At 70.7% G+C, this 19,563-nt stretch carries 21 protein-coding genes and 1 other RNA gene; 10 read left to right on the plus strand and 12 right to left on the minus strand.

Annotated elements, in window-relative coordinates:
- Window positions 1-209 precede the first annotated feature (209 nt).
- From D3P35_RS07545 to thyX, 3 genes are all read right to left on the minus strand, one after another.
- Window positions 210-605, minus strand: coding sequence for a hypothetical protein (locus tag D3P35_RS07545; protein WP_118134103.1), 396 nt, complete (start codon window positions 603-605; stop codon window positions 210-212).
- A 67-nt stretch (window positions 606-672) separates the two neighbouring features.
- Window positions 673-1,017: an ArsC/Spx/MgsR family protein gene (locus D3P35_RS07550; RefSeq protein WP_118134104.1), complete on the minus strand. Its 345-nt coding sequence runs from the start codon at window positions 1,015-1,017 to the stop codon at window positions 673-675.
- 8 nt (window positions 1,018-1,025) lie between these two features.
- Window positions 1,026-1,934: an FAD-dependent thymidylate synthase gene (gene thyX, locus D3P35_RS07555; protein WP_118134105.1), complete on the minus strand. Its 909-nt coding sequence runs from the start codon at window positions 1,932-1,934 to the stop codon at window positions 1,026-1,028.
- Window positions 1,935-2,135: 201 nt separating this feature from the next.
- On the opposite strand from thyX, the gene D3P35_RS07560 reads away from it, so the two are divergent.
- The 6 genes from D3P35_RS07560 to D3P35_RS07585 all read left to right on the plus strand — a co-directional run bounded on the left by D3P35_RS07560 (window position 2,136) and on the right by D3P35_RS07585 (window position 6,612).
- Window positions 2,136-2,567 carry a VOC family protein gene (locus D3P35_RS07560; protein WP_118134106.1) on the plus strand — a complete coding sequence of 144 codons (432 nt, stop codon included), beginning with the start codon at window positions 2,136-2,138 and terminating at the stop codon, window positions 2,565-2,567.
- A gap of 15 nt (window positions 2,568-2,582) precedes the next feature.
- Window positions 2,583-2,937, plus strand: a transfer-messenger RNA (tmRNA) gene (ssrA, locus tag D3P35_RS07565).
- Between the two features lie 219 nt (window positions 2,938-3,156).
- A complete protein-coding gene (locus D3P35_RS07570) occupies window positions 3,157-3,636 on the plus strand; it encodes an SspB family protein (protein WP_370030551.1) in 480 nt (159 codons plus the stop codon).
- 192 nt (window positions 3,637-3,828) lie between these two features.
- Window positions 3,829-4,443 carry a class I SAM-dependent methyltransferase gene (locus tag D3P35_RS07575; RefSeq protein WP_118134108.1) on the plus strand — a complete coding sequence of 205 codons (615 nt, stop codon included), beginning with the start codon at window positions 3,829-3,831 and terminating at the stop codon, window positions 4,441-4,443.
- A 102-nt stretch (window positions 4,444-4,545) separates the two neighbouring features.
- Window positions 4,546-5,952, plus strand: a complete 1,407-nt coding sequence (gene fumC, locus D3P35_RS07580; protein WP_118134109.1) for a class II fumarate hydratase — start codon at window positions 4,546-4,548, stop codon at window positions 5,950-5,952.
- 114 nt (window positions 5,953-6,066) lie between these two features.
- Window positions 6,067-6,612 (plus strand): putative glycolipid-binding domain-containing protein, encoded by a 546-nt coding sequence (locus D3P35_RS07585; protein WP_118134110.1) that lies wholly within the window; start codon window positions 6,067-6,069, stop codon window positions 6,610-6,612.
- 19 nt (window positions 6,613-6,631) lie between these two features.
- Here D3P35_RS07585 and D3P35_RS07590 read toward each other — a convergent pair whose 3' ends face one another.
- Complete coding sequence (locus D3P35_RS07590) at window positions 6,632-6,979, minus strand: DUF427 domain-containing protein (protein WP_118134111.1); 348 nt, start codon at window positions 6,977-6,979, stop codon at window positions 6,632-6,634.
- A gap of 104 nt (window positions 6,980-7,083) precedes the next feature.
- Entirely contained in the window at window positions 7,084-8,889 is a 1,806-nt protein-coding gene (locus tag D3P35_RS07595) for an aminopeptidase P family protein (protein WP_118134112.1), read from the minus strand.
- Window positions 8,890-9,016: 127 nt separating this feature from the next.
- Between D3P35_RS07595 and D3P35_RS07600 the strand changes: the two genes are divergently transcribed.
- Window positions 9,017-9,316 carry a hypothetical protein gene (locus D3P35_RS07600; RefSeq protein WP_157982064.1) on the plus strand — a complete coding sequence of 100 codons (300 nt, stop codon included), beginning with the start codon at window positions 9,017-9,019 and terminating at the stop codon, window positions 9,314-9,316.
- 70 nt (window positions 9,317-9,386) lie between these two features.
- On the opposite strand, the gene cobT is transcribed toward D3P35_RS07600, so the two are convergent.
- The 3 genes from cobT to D3P35_RS07615 form a co-directional block, all read right to left on the minus strand.
- Window positions 9,387-11,279: a cobaltochelatase subunit CobT gene (cobT, locus tag D3P35_RS07605; RefSeq protein WP_118134114.1), complete on the minus strand. Its 1,893-nt coding sequence runs from the start codon at window positions 11,277-11,279 to the stop codon at window positions 9,387-9,389.
- Window positions 11,280-11,338: 59 nt separating this feature from the next.
- Window positions 11,339-12,325: a cobaltochelatase subunit CobS gene (gene cobS, locus D3P35_RS07610; RefSeq protein ID WP_118134115.1), complete on the minus strand. Its 987-nt coding sequence runs from the start codon at window positions 12,323-12,325 to the stop codon at window positions 11,339-11,341.
- A gap of 162 nt (window positions 12,326-12,487) precedes the next feature.
- On the minus strand, window positions 12,488-13,159 hold the full coding sequence (locus D3P35_RS07615; RefSeq protein WP_118134116.1) for a J domain-containing protein: 672 nt from the start codon (window positions 13,157-13,159) through the stop codon (window positions 12,488-12,490).
- A 110-nt stretch (window positions 13,160-13,269) separates the two neighbouring features.
- On the opposite strand from D3P35_RS07615, the gene D3P35_RS07620 reads away from it, so the two are divergent.
- Window positions 13,270-13,539, plus strand: coding sequence for a BolA family transcriptional regulator (locus D3P35_RS07620; protein ID WP_118134286.1), 270 nt, complete (start codon window positions 13,270-13,272; stop codon window positions 13,537-13,539).
- 192 nt (window positions 13,540-13,731) lie between these two features.
- Here the strand turns inward: D3P35_RS07620 and D3P35_RS07625 are convergent, their stop codons facing one another.
- Window positions 13,732-14,082: a DUF4177 domain-containing protein gene (locus D3P35_RS07625; protein WP_118134117.1), complete on the minus strand. Its 351-nt coding sequence runs from the start codon at window positions 14,080-14,082 to the stop codon at window positions 13,732-13,734.
- Between the two features lie 259 nt (window positions 14,083-14,341).
- Between D3P35_RS07625 and D3P35_RS07630 the strand changes: the two genes are divergently transcribed.
- Window positions 14,342-15,736 carry a peptidoglycan-binding protein gene (locus tag D3P35_RS07630; protein ID WP_157982065.1) on the plus strand — a complete coding sequence of 465 codons (1,395 nt, stop codon included), beginning with the start codon at window positions 14,342-14,344 and terminating at the stop codon, window positions 15,734-15,736.
- 12 nt (window positions 15,737-15,748) lie between these two features.
- On the opposite strand, the gene gatB is transcribed toward D3P35_RS07630, so the two are convergent.
- On the minus strand, window positions 15,749-17,263 hold the full coding sequence (gene gatB, locus D3P35_RS07635; protein WP_118134119.1) for an Asp-tRNA(Asn)/Glu-tRNA(Gln) amidotransferase subunit GatB: 1,515 nt from the start codon (window positions 17,261-17,263) through the stop codon (window positions 15,749-15,751).
- Window positions 17,264-17,321: 58 nt separating this feature from the next.
- A complete protein-coding gene (locus D3P35_RS07640) occupies window positions 17,322-17,552 on the minus strand; it encodes a sulfurtransferase TusA family protein (RefSeq protein ID WP_118134120.1) in 231 nt (76 codons plus the stop codon).
- Between the two features lie 672 nt (window positions 17,553-18,224).
- Here D3P35_RS07640 and D3P35_RS07645 point away from each other — a divergent pair.
- Window positions 18,225-18,977: a cytochrome c biogenesis CcdA family protein gene (locus D3P35_RS07645; protein ID WP_118134121.1), complete on the plus strand. Its 753-nt coding sequence runs from the start codon at window positions 18,225-18,227 to the stop codon at window positions 18,975-18,977.
- Here D3P35_RS07645 and D3P35_RS07650 read toward each other — a convergent pair.
- A complete protein-coding gene (locus tag D3P35_RS07650) occupies window positions 18,932-19,528 on the minus strand; it encodes an AAA family ATPase (RefSeq protein WP_118134122.1) in 597 nt (198 codons plus the stop codon). The two genes, D3P35_RS07645 and D3P35_RS07650, sit on opposite strands and share 46 nt — an antisense overlap.
- Window positions 19,529-19,563 lie beyond the last annotated feature (35 nt).

The raw sequence follows: 19,563 nt of genomic DNA on the forward strand, positions 1-19,563 counted from the left end.
CGATATGCGAAGTTCCTCTCGTCGAAACGAGCCGAACACCCCGCATATCCCTTCTTCTTCCAATCATTTCAAAGAGCTGCGAACCGTCCCAGATCCGCTCCCGTTCCCGCCGGCGTCGCCGCCTCGTCTCCGGTGACGCGGCTTATAGGCAGAATCAAAACACCCCGCAACAGCGAAATACGCCTTCGTGACACTTTTTTGCCAAACGGTCAGGAACGCCCTTTTCCGGTGGCTGCGGAGGTGGCGAGGGCCAGGCCCGCGCCCAATGCCAGCACCGCCGCGAGGGCGCACATGGCGATGGGGAACATGGTGAAGAGGTTGTAGTCGAACCCCTCGTACATGCCCCAGGCAGAGGCGCCGAGCAGCAGGGCGCCGAGCAGGCTGTGGCCGGGGGTCATCGCGCCGCCGGCAATGGCGAGGATGGGGGCGAGCAGGCCGGCGAGGCGCCAGCGCTCGGTGTCGGCCAGGGTTTCGGGGAACTGCGCCGCGAGGGCCGGCACACCGCCCAGCATGTCGAGGATCTCGGTGAAGGCGTAGCCGAAGAAGCCCACCATCATCCCGACGATCCCGCCGATGATGCCGAGTACCATGGCCGCGTTGCGCATCTCGTCTCCCCGGAAATCCGTATACAGGACACGGGAGATGGGCAGCCCGGGGGCTGCCCGCAAGGGTTCAGGCCCCCAGGGCGGCCCGCACGGCAGGGGTCCAGCCGGCGTGAACAGTGTCTCCGGCGAGGATCACCGGGCGCTTCATCAGCGTCGGGTGGTCGGCCAGCAGACCGGCGGGGTCGGTGCTCAGCCGGGCGCGCGTCGCGTCGTCGAGCCCCCGCCAGGTGGTGGAGCGGGTGTTGACCAGCACCTCCGGCCCGAGCGCCTCCAGCCAGCCGGGCAGGGCCTCGCGCGGCAGGCCCTCGGCCCGGATGTCGTGGTTGGTGACCTCGTGGCCCGCGGCCTCGAGCGCCTTCAGCGCCTTGCGGCAGGTGTCGCAGGTCTTCAGCGTGTAGGTGGTGAGCTGCATGGCGGGCCTCAGAGCTGCAGCAGGGCGACGAACTCGCGCCACTCGCCCTTGCTCATGCCGGAGGTTTCCTGCGTGACCTCCTCGCCGCGGATCATCCGGCGCACCGCGTCGAGCCCGCGGCCGGAGAGCTGCGCCGCCTCCAGCCGGTAATCCTCGAAGGCCGCGTAGGCGGCGGGCACCCAGTCCGCCACCATGGCGCAGATCGCATCGGCGTAGACGCGGATCTCGTATTGGGCGTGGGCGTCGGCGCGCAGGCGGAGGAAGTGGAAGAGGTTGTGCAGGTCCACCTTCCAGTACCATTGGGTGTAGATGTTGGCCGGCAGGTTCATCCGCGCGAGCTCGCGCGCGAGGCCCTGCTGGCCCTCCTGGCTCAGCATGCCCTCGTAATGGTCGTAGGAGCGGTTGGCGTCGGACTTCAGCATCTCGAGCACGCGGGCGGCCTCCTCGCCCTCCAGCACCGCGCCGCGGCCCTGGTTGTTCGAGGTGGACTGCGCGGCGAGCTGCTCGGGCGCGGGGATGTAGAACTCCCGGTCAAGGATGGAGTAGCGGGCGGAATACTCGTTCACGTTCGCCGTGCGGTGGCGGATCCACTGCCGGGCCACGAAGACCGGCAGCTTCACGTGCAGCTTCAGCTCGCACATCTCGAAGGGCGTGGAGTGCCAGTGGCGCATCAGGTAGCGGATGAGCCCGGCATCGTCGCGCGCCTTCTTCGTGCCCTGCCCGTAGGAGACGCGGGCGGCCTGCACGATGGCGGCATCGTCGCCCATGTAGTCCACTACGCGCACGAACCCGTGGTCGAGCACCGGCACCGCCTTGTAGAGATGCTGCTCCATGCCCGGCGCGGTGGCGCGCAGGGTGGGGCGGGTCTCGGCGCGTGCGGCCTCGATTTCGGCCTGTTGCTCGGGCGTGATCGACATATGTAGGTCTCCTGGCGGCACGGAGCGGTGCTGATTGAAGGCTCGCCGGCCCGCCGCAGCTCAGCGACCGATGGGCCGGGAAACGGGTTGAACCGTGCCGGACCGCATATGTAACCTGCTTGAGGACTCCTGTCTTCCACGTATGCCCGACCTGGGCGCGACAGAACGACGATCCCCAAACACACTACGAGAGGGACCCCCATGACGATAAAATATCTCCACACGATGGTCCGCGTGCGCGACCTCGAGGCGTCGAAAAAATTCTACTGTGACCTGCTGGGCCTCGTGGAGACCAAGCGCATCGACCGGCCGGAGGGCAAGTACACGCTCGTCTTCCTCGCGCCTCCGGGCGGCGGGCCGGGCGACGAGGTCGAGCTCACCTTCAACTACGAGGACGAGGGCGACCTGGGCGAGGCGCGCAACTTCGGCCATCTCGCCTACCGCGTGGGCAACATCTACGAGGTCTGCCAGCGCATGATGGATGGCGGCGTGACCATCAACCGCCCGCCGCGCGACGGCCACATGGCCTTCGTCCGCTCGCCCGACAACATCTCCATCGAGCTGCTGCAGGAAGGCGACCCCCTGCCCCCGCAGGAGCCCTGGGCCTCGATGCCCAACACCGGAAAGTGGTGAAATCCCCGCGGATTCCCCCTTCAAAAGCGGGGGGATTCGCCCTATATCAGCCCTGTTCCCGGCAACGGGGACTATGGCGATAAACGCGCACGTAATAAGCGGATCGGACCCGGGGGCGGTACCCGGCGGCTCCACCAACACCCCGTTCATTGGCGGGCGATGGGGCCGAAACAGGATCGACGGACGTCTAAAGGTGTTTGCTTTCGCTCGGTGAGGTACCACCGTTATCGGTCCGATATGTACAGTTGCCAATGACAACCGTGCTCCGGTGGCGCTCGCAGCGTAAGCTGCGCGCAATACCGAAATTAAGCCCTGGCCTCTAGCAAGGTCAGGCGGGGTTCGCAGGCACCTGGCAACAGAAGCCTGCACTTTCCCCCTTCCGGCACGCTGAATCGCAAGCGCCTGCGGCGACATGCCTTTCCCCGTGCGCATCCATGGCCGGCGCGGCGCGGCTCGGGACCTGCATTCTTCGCCGTCCGTGCGCCGAATTTCCGCGAGGCGGGAAATCTCGCCGCGCCTTCCGCCGCTCCCCCTCTTTCCTCCGTCCGAAAATCGTCTATGGTCGGGGCAACCCGAAGGGGAGATGACGATGGCCTCTCGTGGCTTCAATTACGGCCAACTCATGCAGCGCGCCCTGCGCGGCCTGCTCGTGGAAGTGCTCACGGAAGTGGCCCAGAACGGGCTGCCCGGCGAACACCACTTCTTCATCACGTTCGACACGTCGCACCCCGGCGTGGACGTCTCGCCTGCGCTGCTGCAGCGCTATCCCAGCGAGATGACCATCGTGCTGCAGGACTGGTTCGACGATCTCGCCGTGGCCGGCGACCGGTTTTCCGTGACGCTGAACTTCGGCGACGTGCCGGAGCGGCTGGTGATTCCCTTCGACGCGGTGCGCGTGTTCGTAGACCCCTCGGTGGAGTTCGGCCTGCGCTTCGACCACCACGAGGGCCCGGACGACGACGACCCCGACGAGGCGCCCGAGCCGCCGGAGACCGACGGCGAGGACGACACCCCCGAAAGCCACGCCGGCGGCGACGTGGTGCGGCTCGACCGCTTCCGCCGCAACTGACCGCCGCCGCGCCGGCCGAGGCGGCCCCTTCCGCGGGCCGCCTTTGGCATGCATGCGCTAACTGCCCGGATATCATGACGAATTCGTGACATCCGCCTCGGGATGATTCCTGAGTTTCGTCGGATTGCGCCCCGCCTCCCGGCTGCCTAGCTCTCCTTGCACCACACCGGATCAACCGGCGGACGGAGCAAGATGACATTCCAGACAGACCCGGCCCGATCGAACCCGGCCCTGCCGGCAAGCACCAATCACCTGCGCCTGTTCCTCACCCAGTTCCTGCGCAGGCCGGGCCGCATCGTGGCCCTCTCGCCCTCCTCCCGCAGCCTCGCCCGCGCGATGACCGTGGGCCTCGGCCCCGAGACTGGCCCGGTGGTCGAGCTCGGCAGCGGCACCGGCAAGATCACCGAGGCGATCCTGGCCCGGGGCGTGGCCGAGCGCGACCTCACCCTGTTCGAGATCGACGAGGCCTTCGCCACCCTGCTCGAGCGCAGCTACCCCCGCGCGCGGCTGCTGCGCATCTCGGCCACCGCGGTGGCCGAGGCCGCCACCACGCTTGACCGCCCGGTTGGCGCGGTGATCAGCGGGCTGCCGCTGCTCTCCATGCCCACGGCGGTGCAGCGCGACATCCTCACCGGTGCCTTCGACATCATGGGCCCCGGGGGCGTGTTCGTGCAGTTCACCTACGGCTACCGCCCGCCGGTGGACCGCGCGGTGCGCGAGGAGCTCGGACTGCGCTGGACCCGCTCGCCCCGGGTGTGGAACAATCTGCCTCCGGCGCGGGTGTACACCTTCCGCCGCACGGGCTGATGCCCGGCCCGCAAATGCGTCGGAAGATACGCATTTGCGGTTTCCCTGTGCCGGTGTGCCGCAGTATACCGTGCAGGATCGCATCCGAGGAGGAGAGTGCAGATGACTGATACGAGCAAGGGCACCCGGACGGAAACGGACAGCTTCGGCCCGCTCGAGGTTCCGGCGGACAAGTACTGGGGCGCGCAGACCCAGCGCTCGGTGATGAATTTCCCCATCGGCTGGGAAAAGCAGCCGGTGGCCATCGTCCGCGCCCTCGGGGTGATCAAGCAGGCCGCGGCCGAGACCAACATGTCGCTCGGCAAGCTCTCGCCGGAGCTGGGCAAGGCCATCGTCGCGGCGGCGTCCGAGGTTGTCGCCGGCAAGCTGGATGACAACTTCCCCCTCGTCGTGTGGCAGACCGGCTCGGGCACCCAGTCGAACATGAACGCGAACGAGGTGGTCTCGAACCGCGCCATCGAGATCCTCGGCGGCGAGATGGGCTCGAAGAAGCCGGTGCACCCGAACGACCACTGCAACATGTCGCAGAGCTCGAACGACACCTTCCCCACCGCGATGCACATCGCCTCGGCGGTCACCGCCACGCAGGTCACCATCCCGGGGCTGGAGAAGCTGCACGCGGCCCTCGCCGCGAAGGCCGAGGCCTTCAAGGACATCATCAAGATCGGCCGCACCCACACCCAGGACGCGACCCCCCTCACCCTCGGCCAGGAGTTCGGCGGCTACGCCTTCCAGGTCGAGCAGGGCATCGCCCGGGTGAAGGCCGCACTCACCAACCTCTACCCGCTCGCGCAGGGCGGCACCGCGGTGGGCACCGGGCTCAACACCCACCCCGAGTTCGCCGAGCGCGTGGCGGCCGAGATCGCGAAGATCACCGGCCTGCCCTTCATCACCGCCCCGAACAAGTTCGAGGCGCTGGCCGCGCATGACGCGATGGTCGAGATGTCCGGCGCGCTGAAGGTTGTTGCGGCCTCGCTGTTCAAGATCGCCAACGACATCCGCCTGCTGGGCTCCGGCCCGCGCTGCGGCCTCGGCGAGCTGATGCTGCCGGAGAACGAGCCCGGCTCCTCCATCATGCCCGGCAAGGTGAACCCCACCCAGTGCGAGGCGCTCACCCAGGTCTGCGCCCATGTGCTGGGCAATGACGCGGCCATCGGCTTTGCCGGCACGCAGGGCCATTTCGAGCTCAACGTCTACAAGCCGATGATGGCCTACAACCTGCTGCAGTCCATGCAGCTGCTCGGCGACGCCGCCTCCGCCTTCACCGACAATTGCGTGGTGGGCATCGAGGCCGACGAGGAGCGCATCTCGCAGCTGATGTGGGAAAGCCTGATGCTGGTCACCGCGCTGGCGCCCGAGATCGGCTACGACAACGCCACCAAGGTGGCCAAGACCGCGCACAAGAACCGCACCACCCTGAAGGAAGAGGCGATCGCGCTCGGCTTCGTCGATGCCGAGACCTTCGACCGCGTGGTGCAGCCCAAGGACATGCTCGGCCCCAAGGCCTGAGCCCCCTCGCGGCGCATGACACGGCCCGGCGGCACCCCCGCCGGGCCGTTTTCATGTCTGCTTGACTCGCGGCGCGCGTTTACGGAATGTTCTGCGCAAAGCAGGAGGAGAGCGATGCACCGAACCGTCCGCTGGGCGAATGCCGCCGGCACCGGGCTGGAGCACCTCGCGCTCGGCCCCTCCCCGGGCGGTTTCACCGCCGAGAGCATGGTGATCGGCGAGGACGAGGGCGTGCGCTTCGCCCTGCGCTACCGGCTGGAGGTGGATGCGGGCTGGCGGGTGCGCAGCCTCGCCGCCGCCTGCCCCGGCGGGCCGGAGCTGCGCCTCACCGCCGATGGCGAAGGCCACTGGCAGCAGGACGGCGCCGCCCTGCCGGAGCTCGACGGCTGCATCGACGTGGACATCTCCGCCACGCCCTTCACCAACACCCTGCCGGTGCGCCGCCTCGCCCTCGCCGAGGGCGCCGCGCAGGCGATCCGCGTAGCCTACATCCCCGTGCCCGGCCTGCGCCCGCACGCGATGCGCCAGCGCTACACCCGGCTGGGCGCGGCGCGATACCTCTACGAGAGCGTGGAGAGCGGCTTCCGCGCCGAGCTGCCGCTCGATGCGGACGGGCTGGTGGAGGATTACCCCGGCCTGTTCCGGCGGCTGGCGGGCTGAGCCCCGCCGCCGGCCCGGCTCAGACCTGCTCGACCGTGGCGCTTTCGGGGTAGAAGGCGATGTAGCCCGTCACCCGCTCGGCGGCCGGCAGCGGCGCCTCGTAGCTCCAGGCCGCGTTGCGGATCACGCCGTTGCTCCCCACCAGGTCGTAATGCGTGGCCTCGCCCTTCCAGGGGCAGGTGGTCACGCGGTCGGACTTCTCGAGGAAGGCCATCCCCGCATCCTCGCGCGGGAAGTAGATCACCGGCGGGTAATCCCCCTCGATGAGCTGCAGGGCCTCGCGGGTTTCGGCGATCACGGCGCCGCCGGCGCGCACCACCCAGGTGCCCGGGCTGCGGATGATGGTAATCTTGCGCTCTGTAAGCATGTCGGTATCTCCCCGTACTGGGTCCGGTCTAGCGCGCAGGAATGACGAAACCGTCACACCTCGCGCGCCGGGCGCGGGCCCGTCCCCTCGAATGGCCGGCCCGCTCAGAGCGGAGCGCAGGCCGTCTCCAGCCACTCGGCCGTGTCGGTGTCGAGATGCGGGCGCACCCGGGCCAGCACCTCGGCGTGATAGGCGTCGAGCCAGTCGCGCTCGGCCGCATCCAGCATATCGGCACGGATGAGCCGTCGATCAATCGGCACGAAGGTCAATGTCTCGAATCCGAGCATCTTCCGCTCGCCGCCCTCGGGCACCTCCGGGCCGGTGACGGCCAGCAGGTTCTCGATGCGGATGCCGAAGGCGCCCTCGCGGTAATAGCCCGGCTCGTTGGACAGCACCATGCCGGGCTCCAGCGGCACCATGTTGCGCCGCGAGATCGCCTGCGGCCCCTCGTGCACCCCGAGGCAGGCGCCCACGCCATGGCCGGTGCCGTGGTCATAGTCGAGCCCGGCCTGCCAGAGGGCGATGCGCGCCAGCGCGTCGAGGTCGCGACCCGCCACGCCCTGCGGAAAGCGCGCGCGGGAGAGGGCGATCATGCCCTTCAGCACCAGGGTGAAGGCGCGGGCCTCCTCCTCCCCCACCGGGCCGGTGGCCATGGTGCGGGTGATGTCGGTGGTGCCCTCGGCATATTGCGCGCCGCTGTCGACCAGCAGCAGCTCGCCCGGCACGATGGTGCGGTTGGTGGCCTCGTTCACCCGGTAATGCACGATGGCGCCGTTGGGCCCCGCGCCGGAGATGGTCTCGAAGGAGATGTCCTGCAGCCCGCCCGCCTCGGCGCGGAAGGCCTCGAGCCGGGTCACCACGTCGATCTCGGTGAGCCCGCCCTGCGGCGCGGCGCCCTCCAGCCAGCACAGGAACCGCGCGAGGGCGACCGAATCCCGCTCATGGGCGCTGCGCATGCCGCCGAGCTCGGCCGCGGTCTTGCGCGCCTTGGGGGCCACGCAGGGGTCGGGCTGCCAGCGGATGGTGGCGCCGGCCTCCTCCAGCAGGTCGGCCACCCGGGCCGGCGCGGTGGCGCGGTCGAGCGTGACGGTGCGGCCGGCCAGCCGGGCCAGTGCCGGCTCCAGCGCCGCCCAGGGCTGCACGTCGACCTCGTTGCCGAGATGGGCGGCCACCTCGGCGCCCACCTTGGCGGGGTCGGTGAACAGGCTCACCCGGCCGTCGGCGCCCAGCAGGCCGAAGGCATGGGCATAGGGGCTGCGGGCGATGTCGCCGCCGCGGATGTTCAGCAGCCAGGCGATGCTGTCGGGCAGGGTGATGACGGCCGCATCGGCCCCGGCCTCGGCCAGCACCGCGCCCAGCCGGGCGCGCTTCTCGCCATGCGTCTCGCCGGCCAGCGCCTCGGGGTGCACGCGCATCGGGGCGGCGGGCGGGGCCGGCTGGTCCTCCCACACGGCATCGATCAGGTTGGGCACCGCGCGCAGGGTCACCCCCGCCGGGGCGAGCCTGTCGGTGAGCCGGCCCAGTTCCTCGCGCCCGTGCAGCCAGGGGTCGTAGGCCAGCACCTGGCCCTGCGCCATCGCGCCGGCCAGCCACTCGGCCGGGGCGGTCTCGGCGCTGGCGACGGGGGTGAAGACAGCGGTGTCGACCTGGTCGCGCACCTGCAGCGTGTAACGCCCGTCCACGAACACCGCCGCGCGCTCCGCCAGCGCGGCGCAGAGCCCGGCCGAGCCGGTGAAACCGGTGAGCCAGGCGAGGCGTTCATCGCGCGGGGCCACGTTCTCGCCCTGGAAAGCATCGGCACGCGGCACCAGGAACCCGTCGACCCCGGCCGCGCGCATCGCGTCGCGCAGGGCGGCAAGGCGGGGGGCGCCGGTGGCCGGCGTGGTCTTCGCATCGAAGGTCTGGAACATGGGCGGGCCTCCTTGGCGGCTTTCGGGCGGATGGTCCGGGCGGCTGCCCCGGAGCCCCGTCAGATGACATGTTGCGGGGCAGGTCAATCCCCGTTAGCGTTTTCGCAACTGCAGCAGGAGGACAATCTTGGCCCGGGCTCTCGGACTGGTGCTCATCCTCGCGGCGCTCGGGCTGGGCCTGCTGGACTGGCGGGAGAGCGGCGGGCAGTTCGCGACGCTGCACCTGCGAAGCATCGACACCCTGTGGCGCGACGTGAACTCCGCGAGCGTGGCCGACGCCCGCGCCTGGGTGGAGGCGATGTTCCCCGACTGGATCTGGGACCCGGCGATCACCACCGCGCTGCGCATCCCCCTCGCCCCGCTGCTGCTGGTGCTCGGGCTGCTGCTGGCAGTGCGCAGGAAGAAGCGGCGGCGGCCGTATCGGTGAGGGGGCAGCCTCGCGGCCCCGTGCTTTCGGAGGAAGATGTCCGGAGCCTCGCTCGGCTCCGGACCTGATCTCAGCCCGCCCGCCGTGCCCCGGCAGTGATCTGCTGGCGCATGGCGCGGCCGGCGGCGCGGGGGTCGATGTCGAACAGGGCGGCGAGCTGCTCGGTCATCGCGCCGGCGAGCTGGTCGACATCGGTGATCGTCACCGCGCGCTGGTAGTAGCGCGTCACGTCATGGCCGATGCCCACCGCGATCAGCTCCACCGCCTTGCGCTTCTCGATCATCGCGATCACGTCGCGCAGGTGCTTCTCGAGGTAGTTGGCCGAGTTCACCGAGAGGGTGGAATCGTCCACCGGCGCGCCGTCGGAGATCACCATCATGATGCGGCGCGCCTCGGGGCGGCCGGCGAGCCGGCGATGCGCCCATTCCAGCGCCTCGCCGTCGATGTTCTCCTTCAGAAGGCCTTCCTTCATCATCAGCCCGAGGTTGGCGCGCACCCGGCGCCAGGGGCTGTCGGCGCCCTTGTAGATGATGTGGCGCAGGTCGTTCAGGCGGCCCGGCGTCGGCACGCGGCCGGCCTGCAGCCAGGCCTCGCGGCTCTGCCCGCCCTTCCAGGCCCGGGTGGTGAAGCCGAGGATCTCGACCTTCACCTGGCAGCGCTCCAGCGTGCGGGCGAGCACGTCGGCGCAGATCGCGGCGATGGAGATCGGGCGGCCGCGCATCGAGCCGGAATTGTCGAGCAGCAGGGTCACCACCGTGTCGCGGAACTCGGTGTCCTTCTCCACCTTGAAGGAGAGCGGCGTGGTGGGCTGGGCCACGACGCGGGCCAGGCGCCCGGCGTCGAGGATGCCCTCCTCGCGGTCGAACTCCCACGAGCGGTTCTGCTGCGCCTGCAGCCGGCGCTGCAGCCGGTTGGCGAGGCGCGAGACCGCGCCCTTCAGCGGCTCGAGCTGCTGGTCGAGATAGGCGCGCAGGCGCTCCAGCTCGGCCGGGTCGGCGAGGTCCTCGGCGCGGACAACCTCGTCGAAGGCGGTGGTGAACACCTTGTAGAGCGGGTCGGCGTCGGAGGCGGGCCTCGGCGGCGGCAGCTCCGAGGGGGGCTCGCCGTCGATCTCCTCGGCCTCGGCGGCCTCGGCATCCTCGCTCTCCTCCATGGCCACCTGGGCCTGGGCCTGCTCGGATTCGTCCTCGGCGGTGTCGTCCTGGGCGGCGTTCTGGTCGTCGGAGTCCTGCTCCTGCTCGCCGCCGCCCTCGGTCTCCTCCTCCTCGGACTGGTCCTCGCTCTCCTCGGGGTCCTCGTCGTTCTCCAGCTCGTCGGGGTCCTCGCCGAGCTGCTCGCCGTAGCCGAGCTCCTCGATCACCTTGCGGGTGAGGCGGGCGAAGGCCTGCTGGTCGGAGAGGCAGCCGTCGATGCGCTCGAGCGAGCCGGAGGCCTGGGATTCGATGAAGCCGCGCCACAGCTCCATCACGTTGGCCGCACCGGCGGGCAGCGGCCGGCCGGTGGCGAGATGGCGCACGAGATAGCCCGCGGCCTCGGCCAGCGGCGCCTTGGCGGCCTCGGTGATGCCCTCGTAGCCGTAGCGCTTGGCCTCGGCGGCGATCTTGGCGTCGATGTTGTCGGCGGTTCCGGGCATGGCGCGGGCACCCATCGCCTCGCAGCGCGCGGTCTCCATCGCCTCGTAGAGCGCCTGGGCCACCTCGCCCTGCGGGGCGTAGCGGCGGTGGGTGGCGGCGTTGTGGAACCGGGTGCGCAGGGCATAGGCATCCGCCGTGCCGCGGGCGAGCATCACCTCGTCACGCGTCATCCGCCGCGAGATCTGCGGCAGCCGGGCGGCATCGTTGGTCAGTCCCGGCGGGTCGACCGAATAGGTCACCGTCAGCTCGGGCTCGTTCGCGAGGGCGCGCGTCGCGTCGGTGAGCGCCTTCTTGAACGGCTCCGCCGGGTTGTCGGGCTTGTTGCTCATCAGGGACCCTCCGGGGTCGGGTCGGGATGCGCCCTCCCGCACGGGGAGGGCGGCAGGCCTCAGCCGAGGCTCAGCGAGGCGGCGCTCTCCGGCAGTTCCTCGCCGAAGCAGCGCTGGTAGAATTCCGCCACGGTGGAGCGCTCCAGCTCGTCGCACTTGTTGAGGAAGGTGAGCCGGAAGGCGAAGCCCACGGAGCCGAAGATCTCCGCGTTCTGCGCCCAGGCGATCACGGTGCGCGGGCTCATCACGGTGGAGAGGTCGCCGTTCATGAAGGCCGAGCGCGAGAGATCCGCCACCGTGACCATGCGCGAGATGGTCTTGCGGCCGGCCTCGGTCTGGTAGCCGGGGTTCTTCGACAGCACGATCTCGGTCTCGGCGTCATGCGGCAGGTAGTTCAGCGTGGCCACCAGCGACCAGCGGTCCATCTGGCCCTGGTTGATCTGCTGGGTGCCGTGGTAGAGGCCCGTGGTGTCGCCCAGGCCCACGGTGTTGGCCGTGGCGAACAGGCGGAAATACGGGTGCGGGGTGAGCACCTGGTTCTGGTCGAGCAGGGTGAGCTTGCCGTCCACCTCCAGCACGCGCTGGATCACGAACATCACGTCCGGGCGGCCGGCGTCATACTCGTCGAACACGATGGCGACGGGGTTGCGCAGCGCCCAGGGCAGGATGCCCTCGTGGAACTCGGTCACCTGCACGCCGTCCTTGAGCTTGATGGCGTCCTTGCCGATCAGGTCGATGCGCGAGATGTGGCTGTCGAGGTTCACGCGCACGCAGGGCCAGTTCAGCCGCGAGGCCACCTGCTCGATATGGGTGGACTTGCCGGTGCCGTGGTAGCCCTGGATCATCACGCGGCGGTTGTGGTTGAAGCCGGCGAGGATCGAGAGCGTGGTGTCGTGGTCGAACCGGTAGGTGGGGTCCTTCGCCGGCACACGGTCGGTGGGCTCCGCGAAGCCCTTCACGATCATGTCGCTGTCGATGCCGAACACCTCGCGCACCGACAGTTCCACCGTCGGTTCCATCGCCATTTCCATCGCTCCATCCGCCATGTCTGTCCCGTTTCCCTGGTCTCGAGTCCTGTCGGGCCCGGTCTTTGACCCTCTGCATACGATCTATGTCGCAAGGCAGCAAGTGAAAGACAGGCCCGCGCCTGCTCCCCGCGCCGGCGGCCCGGAGCGGGGTGTTTTCCGGCCCGCCGCGGCGGCGGAGCCTCAGTCGGGGAAGCTGCGCGAGGCGCGGATCTGCTCCCACGCCCAGAACACCTCCTGGAGGCGCTCCTCGTCCTCGCGGCTTCCGCCGTTCATGTCCGGGTGAAGGTTCTTCACCAGGTCCTTGTAGAGCCGCCGGATCTCGCGCTTGGCCATGTCGTCGCGCGCGTCGAGGATCTCGAGCGCGCGCAGCTCGGTTTTCGGCAGCATGCGGCGGCGCGGGGCCTCCGGCGCCCGCTCGGCCCGCGCGCCGGGGTTGATGGTCGCGTTGTCGCCCAGCACGTCCATCGGGTCGGAGAAGCCGAAGCGCCGCCAGGCCTGGCCGTCGGTATGCTGGTTCACCGGCTTGCGCCCGGCCGCCCGCCCGAACGACCAGGTGGGCCGGCCCCACAGCCGGTCCGCCTCGATCTGCTGCTCCAGCTCGTCGCCCGACAGGTCCTGGAAGAAGTTCCAGCGGCGGTTGTACTCCCGCACGTGGTCGATGCAGAACCAGTAGTAGTCGTTGAGCTGCTCGGGGCTGCGCGGGGCACGGTAGGTGCCGCGGGCCTCGCAGCCCGGGTGGTCGCAGCCGCGCGAGGAGGATTCGAAGGCACCCGACATCCCGCGCTGCCGGGTGCGGCGCGCCTTGTCTGCAGAAACCGAGATGTCGTAATCGAGGGGCGAACGGCGAGTCATTGCTTCATGTCTGTGAGGTGAGGGCAGGCCCGCCCTGGCGGGAACTCCCCTTAGTTTAGGGTGTCGGGGCGGGCTGTAAAACACATCAGCACGAAAATGAGGTGAAAAAGATGACGATGGCAGACACGATCCGCACGAAACTGGAGGCGGCCTTCGCCCCCGAGCGGCTCGACGTGATCGACGAGAGCCACCAGCACCACGGCCATTCCGGCTGGCGCGAGGGCGGCGAGACTCACTTCCGGGTGGTGATCCGCGCGGCCGCGTTCAACGGCCTCGGCCGTGTCGCCCGCCAGCGCGCGGTGAACAGCGCCCTGCGGGAGGAACTGGCCGGAAGCGTGCACGCGCTGGCGCTCGACGTGGACGGAACCGCCGCCGCCTGAGGCACCGGGCCCGGCTTGCCGCGGGCCTGCCCGCTTCCGCCCTGCCCGCCGGGCAGGGCCGGGCCGCCCGTCCTCGCGGCGCATCACGTTTCCGCGTTCCAGCCCGCAACGCGGCGCTCAGTGCCCGGAACGGGCCGTCACTCACGCCCCGGCAGGGGCGTCAGCCGGCGGCGCCGGGCCGCCGGGCGGGGCTCATTCGTCGTCGCGGGCCCGGATCTGCGGGCGCAGCGAGGGCAGGTCGTCCACGGCCTCGGACACGGCCGCGGCGCCGAGCACCGAGATATCCGGCGAGCCGGCGCTCACCCCCTCGCCGATCGCGCGGCGGAAGACCAGCAGGCTCTGCCGGTGTTCCTGCCGGGTGCGGAACCAGCCGGGGCGCACCTCCTCCACCAGCGTGTCTGACCGGAAATATTCCCAGCCGCCGCTGGCCTCGGCATTCACGAGGTCGGCGACGGTGGCCGCGAAGCGTTCCGCGCCGTTGCGCCCGCGCAGGCGCTGCGCCCGGCGCGGCGCGGCCACGATCTTGTATTCGTACTGCGTCATCGGCTGTCGCCCTCCTCGATCCCGCGCACCGGCGCCCGTCCGGCGCGCCCCGCAGGCGATCCCGGCCGCGAACCTATCCCAGCCCGACCATCGCCGCCAAGCTGTTAACCCTAAATTAACGTGAATGGATCCATGCTGACACATCCGGCGGCATCCGTGCTGGCCGCGCTGAGTGCGCTCCCCCCGGTCGGCTGATGCCGGGTTCCGCGGGGCACCGGGCCTGCAGAACATCGCCGGGCAACAAAGCTGGTTCGTGGTCATGCCGAATTCGACAAGTCTTCACCGGAGCAAGACCGTGCCGGGGCGCGGCTCTCCCGAACGGGAGGCGCTCCTGCACCTCGCTCCGCAGCCCGCCCGCGAGCCGCCGCGCATCGTGCCCGGCGGGCGCGACGCCACCGCCCCGCCCGCCGCCGGGCAGGGCAACGGCCCGGGGCGCTCGGCGGAGGAACGGGAAGCCGCCTCCGCCGGCCGCATGCATCCGCTCGCCCTCGCCCCCCGCGCCGCGGCGGAGGAGGGCGCCGTGGCGGAGGAGATGCCCGCGCCCCTCGCCGACACGCTCGCCGCCCTGCTCGCGGAACAGGCGGAGGGAGAACAGAGCGCGGCGCTGATGCCCGCCGGCAGTCTTCCCGACCTGGCGCGCGAGGGCGACGGCGCGCGGGACTACCTCGCCTGGAGCAACATCGCCTGGCTGGCAGACAGCCACCTGCTGGAGAACGGCAGCCTGCTGCCCCCCGGCACCCGCTCCATGCTCGCCCAGATGCGCGACCTCGCCGAGGCCATGCGCGACCAGTCCCGCCCCTCGGTGGTCTCTCCCCCTCCCGCACCCGATGCGCAGAAAACCGCCGTGCCGGCCGGTGCGGCACCTGCCTCGGCGCCGGAGGAGACGGAAACCGGCGAGACCGGGGCGGCCGCCGCCGATGGCGAGCCCGCCGCCGCGGAAGCCGCGCCAGCTTTCCCCGGCGCGGCGGGCGTCGGCGCCGGAACAGGCCGCCCACGGGCGCCGGCGCGGCGCCTTCCGGGCATCGTGGCCGCCTGCGCGGGGGTCATCGCCCTCGCCGCCGCGCTGCGCGAACCGCTGCCGGCGCCGGCGCCCGAGGTGACGGAAGCCGTGGTCGACGTGGCCCTGGCCCCCTCGCCCTCCGAGCCGGTGCTGCGCCAGATGCTCGCCACGCGGCTCCACCATGCCACCGCCCGGGCCGACCGCATCGACCCGCTTCTGCTCGAGGACGCCACCCGCCTGCCGCCGGGCCTCTGGCCGCTCGACCAGCTCACGGTGGAGGCCGGGCTCACCCGCTCGCACCGCACCCGGGTCGAGCTGCAGCGCCGGCTCGCGCGCGCCACCGGCGCGGCGCTGGTGGCCGACGGGCTGTTCGGCCCCGAAACCCGGCGCGCCCTGCGCGGCTGGCAGGGCGCGAACGGCCTGCTGCCCACCGGCCATTTCGACCTCGCGACCATCGGCCTGCTGCGCGCCCGCACCGACACGCCGCGAAGCGACCGGCAGGGCGCCATCATGTTGGGGGACTCGCGCCAGGACGCGCTGTGTCTCGACGACCGGCCGGACGCGGCAAAGACACGCGATCTCCTGCGCTGCGAGGAGACCGGCGCCCTGCGCGCCGGCGGCAGCTGGCTCAGCGCGGCACTGCATCCGAACTGAGCGCCGGCGGGATCACTCGATCCCGAGCTTCTCGCGCACGAGGGCGTTCACCGCCTGCGGGTTCGCCTTGCCGCCGGTGGCCTTCATCACCTGGCCGACGAACCAGCCGGCCATCGAGGGCTTGGCCTTCGCCTGCTCGGCCTTGTCCGGGTTGGCCGCGATCACATCGACCACCGCCGCCTCGATGGCGCCGGTATCGGTGACCTGCTTCATGCCGCGGTCCTCGACGATGGCGCGCGGGTCGCCGCCCTCGGCCCAGACGATCTCGAACAGGTCCTTGGCGATCTTGCCGGAGATGTCGCCGGCCGCGATCAGGTCGATGATCGCGCCGAGCTGCGCCGCCGAAACCGGCGAGGCCGACACCGCCATCCCCTCCTTGTTCAGCCGGCCGAACAGCTCGTTGATCACCCAGTTCGCCGCCTGCTTGCCGTCGCGCCCCTGCGCCACCTCCTCGAAGAAGGCGGCGTTCACCGTGTCGGCGGTCAGCACGCCGGCATCGTATTCGGTCACGCCGAAATCGAGCACGAAGCGCGCCTTCTTCTCGTCCGGCAGCTCCGGCAGCGTGGCGGCGATACCGTCCACCCAGGCCTGCTCGAAGGTGAGCGGCAGCAGGTCGGGGTCGGGGAAGTAGCGATAGTCATGCGCCTCTTCCTTCGAGCGCATGGAGCGGGTCTCGCCCTTGTTGGGGTCGTAGAGCCGGGTCTCCTGGTCGACCGAACCGCCGTCCTCGATGATGGCGATCTGCCGGCGGGCCTCGTAGTCGATCGCCTGCTGGATGAAGCGCATCGAGTTCATGTTCTTGATCTCGCAGCGCGTGCCGAGATGCGAGAAATCTCCGCTCTCGCGGTATTTCTCGTAGGCGCCGGGCTGGCAGACCGACACGTTCACGTCGGCGCGCAGGGAGCCTTCCTGCATGTTGCCGTCGCAGGTGCCGAGGTAGCGCAGGATCTGGCGCAGCTTGCGCACGTATTCCGCCGCCTCCTCCGGCCCGCGGATGTCGGGCCGCGAGACGATCTCCATCAGCGCCACCCCGGTGCGGTTGAGGTCGACGTAGGAGTTCTCCGGGTCCATGTCGTGGATCGACTTGCCGGCGTCCTGCTCGAGGTGGATACGTTCGATGCGCACGCGCCGCGCCACGCCGGGCTCCATGTCGACCAGCACCTCGCCCTCGCCCACGATCGGGTGGTAGAGCTGCGAGATCTGGTAGCCCTGCGGCAGGTCGGGGTAGAAGTAGTTCTTGCGGTCGAACTGGCTGAACAGGTTGATCTGCGCCTTCAGCCCGAGGCCGGTGCGCACCGCCTGCTCCACGCAGAACTCGTTGATGACGGGCAGCATGCCGGGCATGGCCGCGTCGATCAGGCTCACATGGGTGTTGGGCTCGGCGCCGAAGCCGGTGGAGGCGCCGGAGAAGAGCTTCGCGTTCGAGCGCACCTGCGCATGGACCTCCATGCCGATCACGATCTCCCAGTCGCCCTTGGCGCCGTGGAGGATCTTCGGTTCGGGGTCGCGATAGGCAAGCTCGGTCATCGGAGGCTCCGTGGTTTCCGGCCCGTTCATACCGGCGGGGCGGGCGGCCCGCAAGAACTCAGCCGCCCTTGCGGATCAGGAAGCGCCGCTCCGGCCCCTCCCCGGTCATCTCCACCAGTTCATGGCCCTGTTCGGCGCAGAAATGCGGCACGTCGATCACCGCCGCCGGATCGTCCGCCAGCATGGCGAGCAGCGCCCCGGGCGCCAGCGGTTGCAACCGCTTGCGCGCCTTGAGCACCGGCAGCGGGCAGAGCAGGCCCCGGGCGTCGAGTTCGGTGACATCGTCCATGCGCAAAGGCCTAGCCCGAGGCCGCGCGCCTGTCCACCGGCTTCGCGCGGCAAGGGCAGGCGGGAGCGCGCGCGGCCGCTCGGGGGGGGCGGAGAGCCGTCCCTCTCCGGGCCTCGACCTGCAACCATCGCGCGGCCTGCCCCGAACGCGGCGCCGAGGCGGTGGCGTGCCGACACCGCCTCGGCCACCACCCCTCCCGACGCTTGCCCGGTCGCCACCCCCCGCGCCTTCCGCTGCCCGACCGCCTCTCCATCGCGCACGCGGCCGCAGCTTGCAGGGCAGGAGAGCCCGCACTGACCGCCAGCACCGGCCCGGAAGGCCCTGGCGGGCTGCCGGCGCCCCACCTGCCCGTTCATGCCCGGCAAGTGCCTCCACCGCTCTGCCGCGATGGCCGGCCCGGGCACGCGGCTGGCCGCCTCGGCCGCCGTCCGCCCGCGCACGGACGAAATCCCGGCCGCAGGCGCCCCACCTCGGGGGGTCTTCCCGCGCGCAGCGCCGCGCCGGGGCCGGCCCGCAGGGCGGGCGCCGGCTCGAGGGGAATGCCGCAGGCTCCGCCGGGTCACGTGGCGGCCGGGACACGGCGCATCGCCCCTACGCAAACGTGACGCCCCCGGCGGGTGACTCGCGCTTCCGCCCGCGCTATCACCCGGTGACACGGGAAGGGGGCGACGCATGTTCGGGATAGACTTCATCGAGGCCTCGGCGGGCATCAAGCTCGCCATCGCCCTCGTGGCGGGGATCGTGAGCTTCCTCACCCCCTGCGTGCTGCCCATCGTGCCGCCCTACCTCGCCTTCATGGCCGGCACCTCGCTCGACCGCATCACCGATGACGGCGCGCCCGACCGCCGCCGCGTGGTCACCGCGGCGCTGTTCTTCGTGCTCGGCCTCTCCACCGTCTTCGTGCTGCTCGGCGCGGTGGCCTCCTCGCTCGGCCAGGCCTTCCTGCAGAACCAGATCTGGTTCTCGCGCATCGCCGGCGTGGTGGTGATCGTCTTCGGCCTGCATTTCCTCGGGGTGTTCCGCATCTCGCTGCTCTACCGCGAGGCGCGGTTCGATGCCGGCCGCGCCGCCGGCGGGCCGCTGGGTGCCTTCGTGCTCGGCCTCGCCTTCGCCTTCGGCTGGACGCCGTGCATCGGCCCCATCCTCGGCACCATCCTCAGCCTCGCCGCCCAGGGCGCCTCTGACCAGGCGGTTGTGCTGCTGGGCACCTACGCCATCGGGCTCGGCGTGCCCTTCATCCTAGCCGCGCTGTTCATCGGCCCGTTCACCCGCTTCATGCGCCGCTTCCGCAGCCACATGGGCACGGTGGAGAAGGTGATGGGCGGCATGCTGGTTTTCGTCGGCGCGATGATGGTGACGGACAGTTTCTCCCGCTTCTCCTACTGGCTGCTGGAGACCTTCCCCGCGCTCGGCATGATCGGCTGAGCCGGGGCACGGCCGATCCGCTCCAGCACGAAGGCCACACGCTCCGCCACCGGCCCCCGCGGCAACTCCACCAGCGTGTAGCCGAAGCCGGCCCAGGCCGTGGCCACCGCGTCATGAGTGGCGCAGGCCTCCTCCCAGCCCTGCGCCCGCTCGCCGTCGCCCGCGTAGATCTTCCGCCAGGGCGGGGCGAGGAAGACGGCCGGCGCATAGCGCAGCCCCTCGCAGGCCCGCTCCAGGTGTCCCGGCACCGGCAGCCCGCAGAGCGCGAGATACCCCGCGACATCGGCCAGCCCACGGTCGAAGACCACCGGGCCGCGCCGCTCCGCCGCCTCCGCGTGCGAGCGCAGCTCCCAGCCCAGCATCGCCTCGGCGAATGCCGCGCGGTCGACCTCCGGCCGGGCCTGTCCGCCGATGGCCCGCTGCGCGCGGATGATCGCCCGCCCGCCCTCGGGCATGCAGGTGAGCCCGCGCGCCGCCAGCGCCGCGACCAGGGTCGACTTCCCGGCCCCCGGGCCGCCGGTGATCACGTGAAACTGCTGCCATCGCGCCATGATCCTGTCTCCTGTCGAAAGGGGAAGGCCCGGGC

The sequence above is a fragment of the Oceanicella sp. SM1341 genome (assembly GCF_003448965.1).
Lineage (GTDB): Bacteria > Pseudomonadota > Alphaproteobacteria > Rhodobacterales > Rhodobacteraceae > Paroceanicella.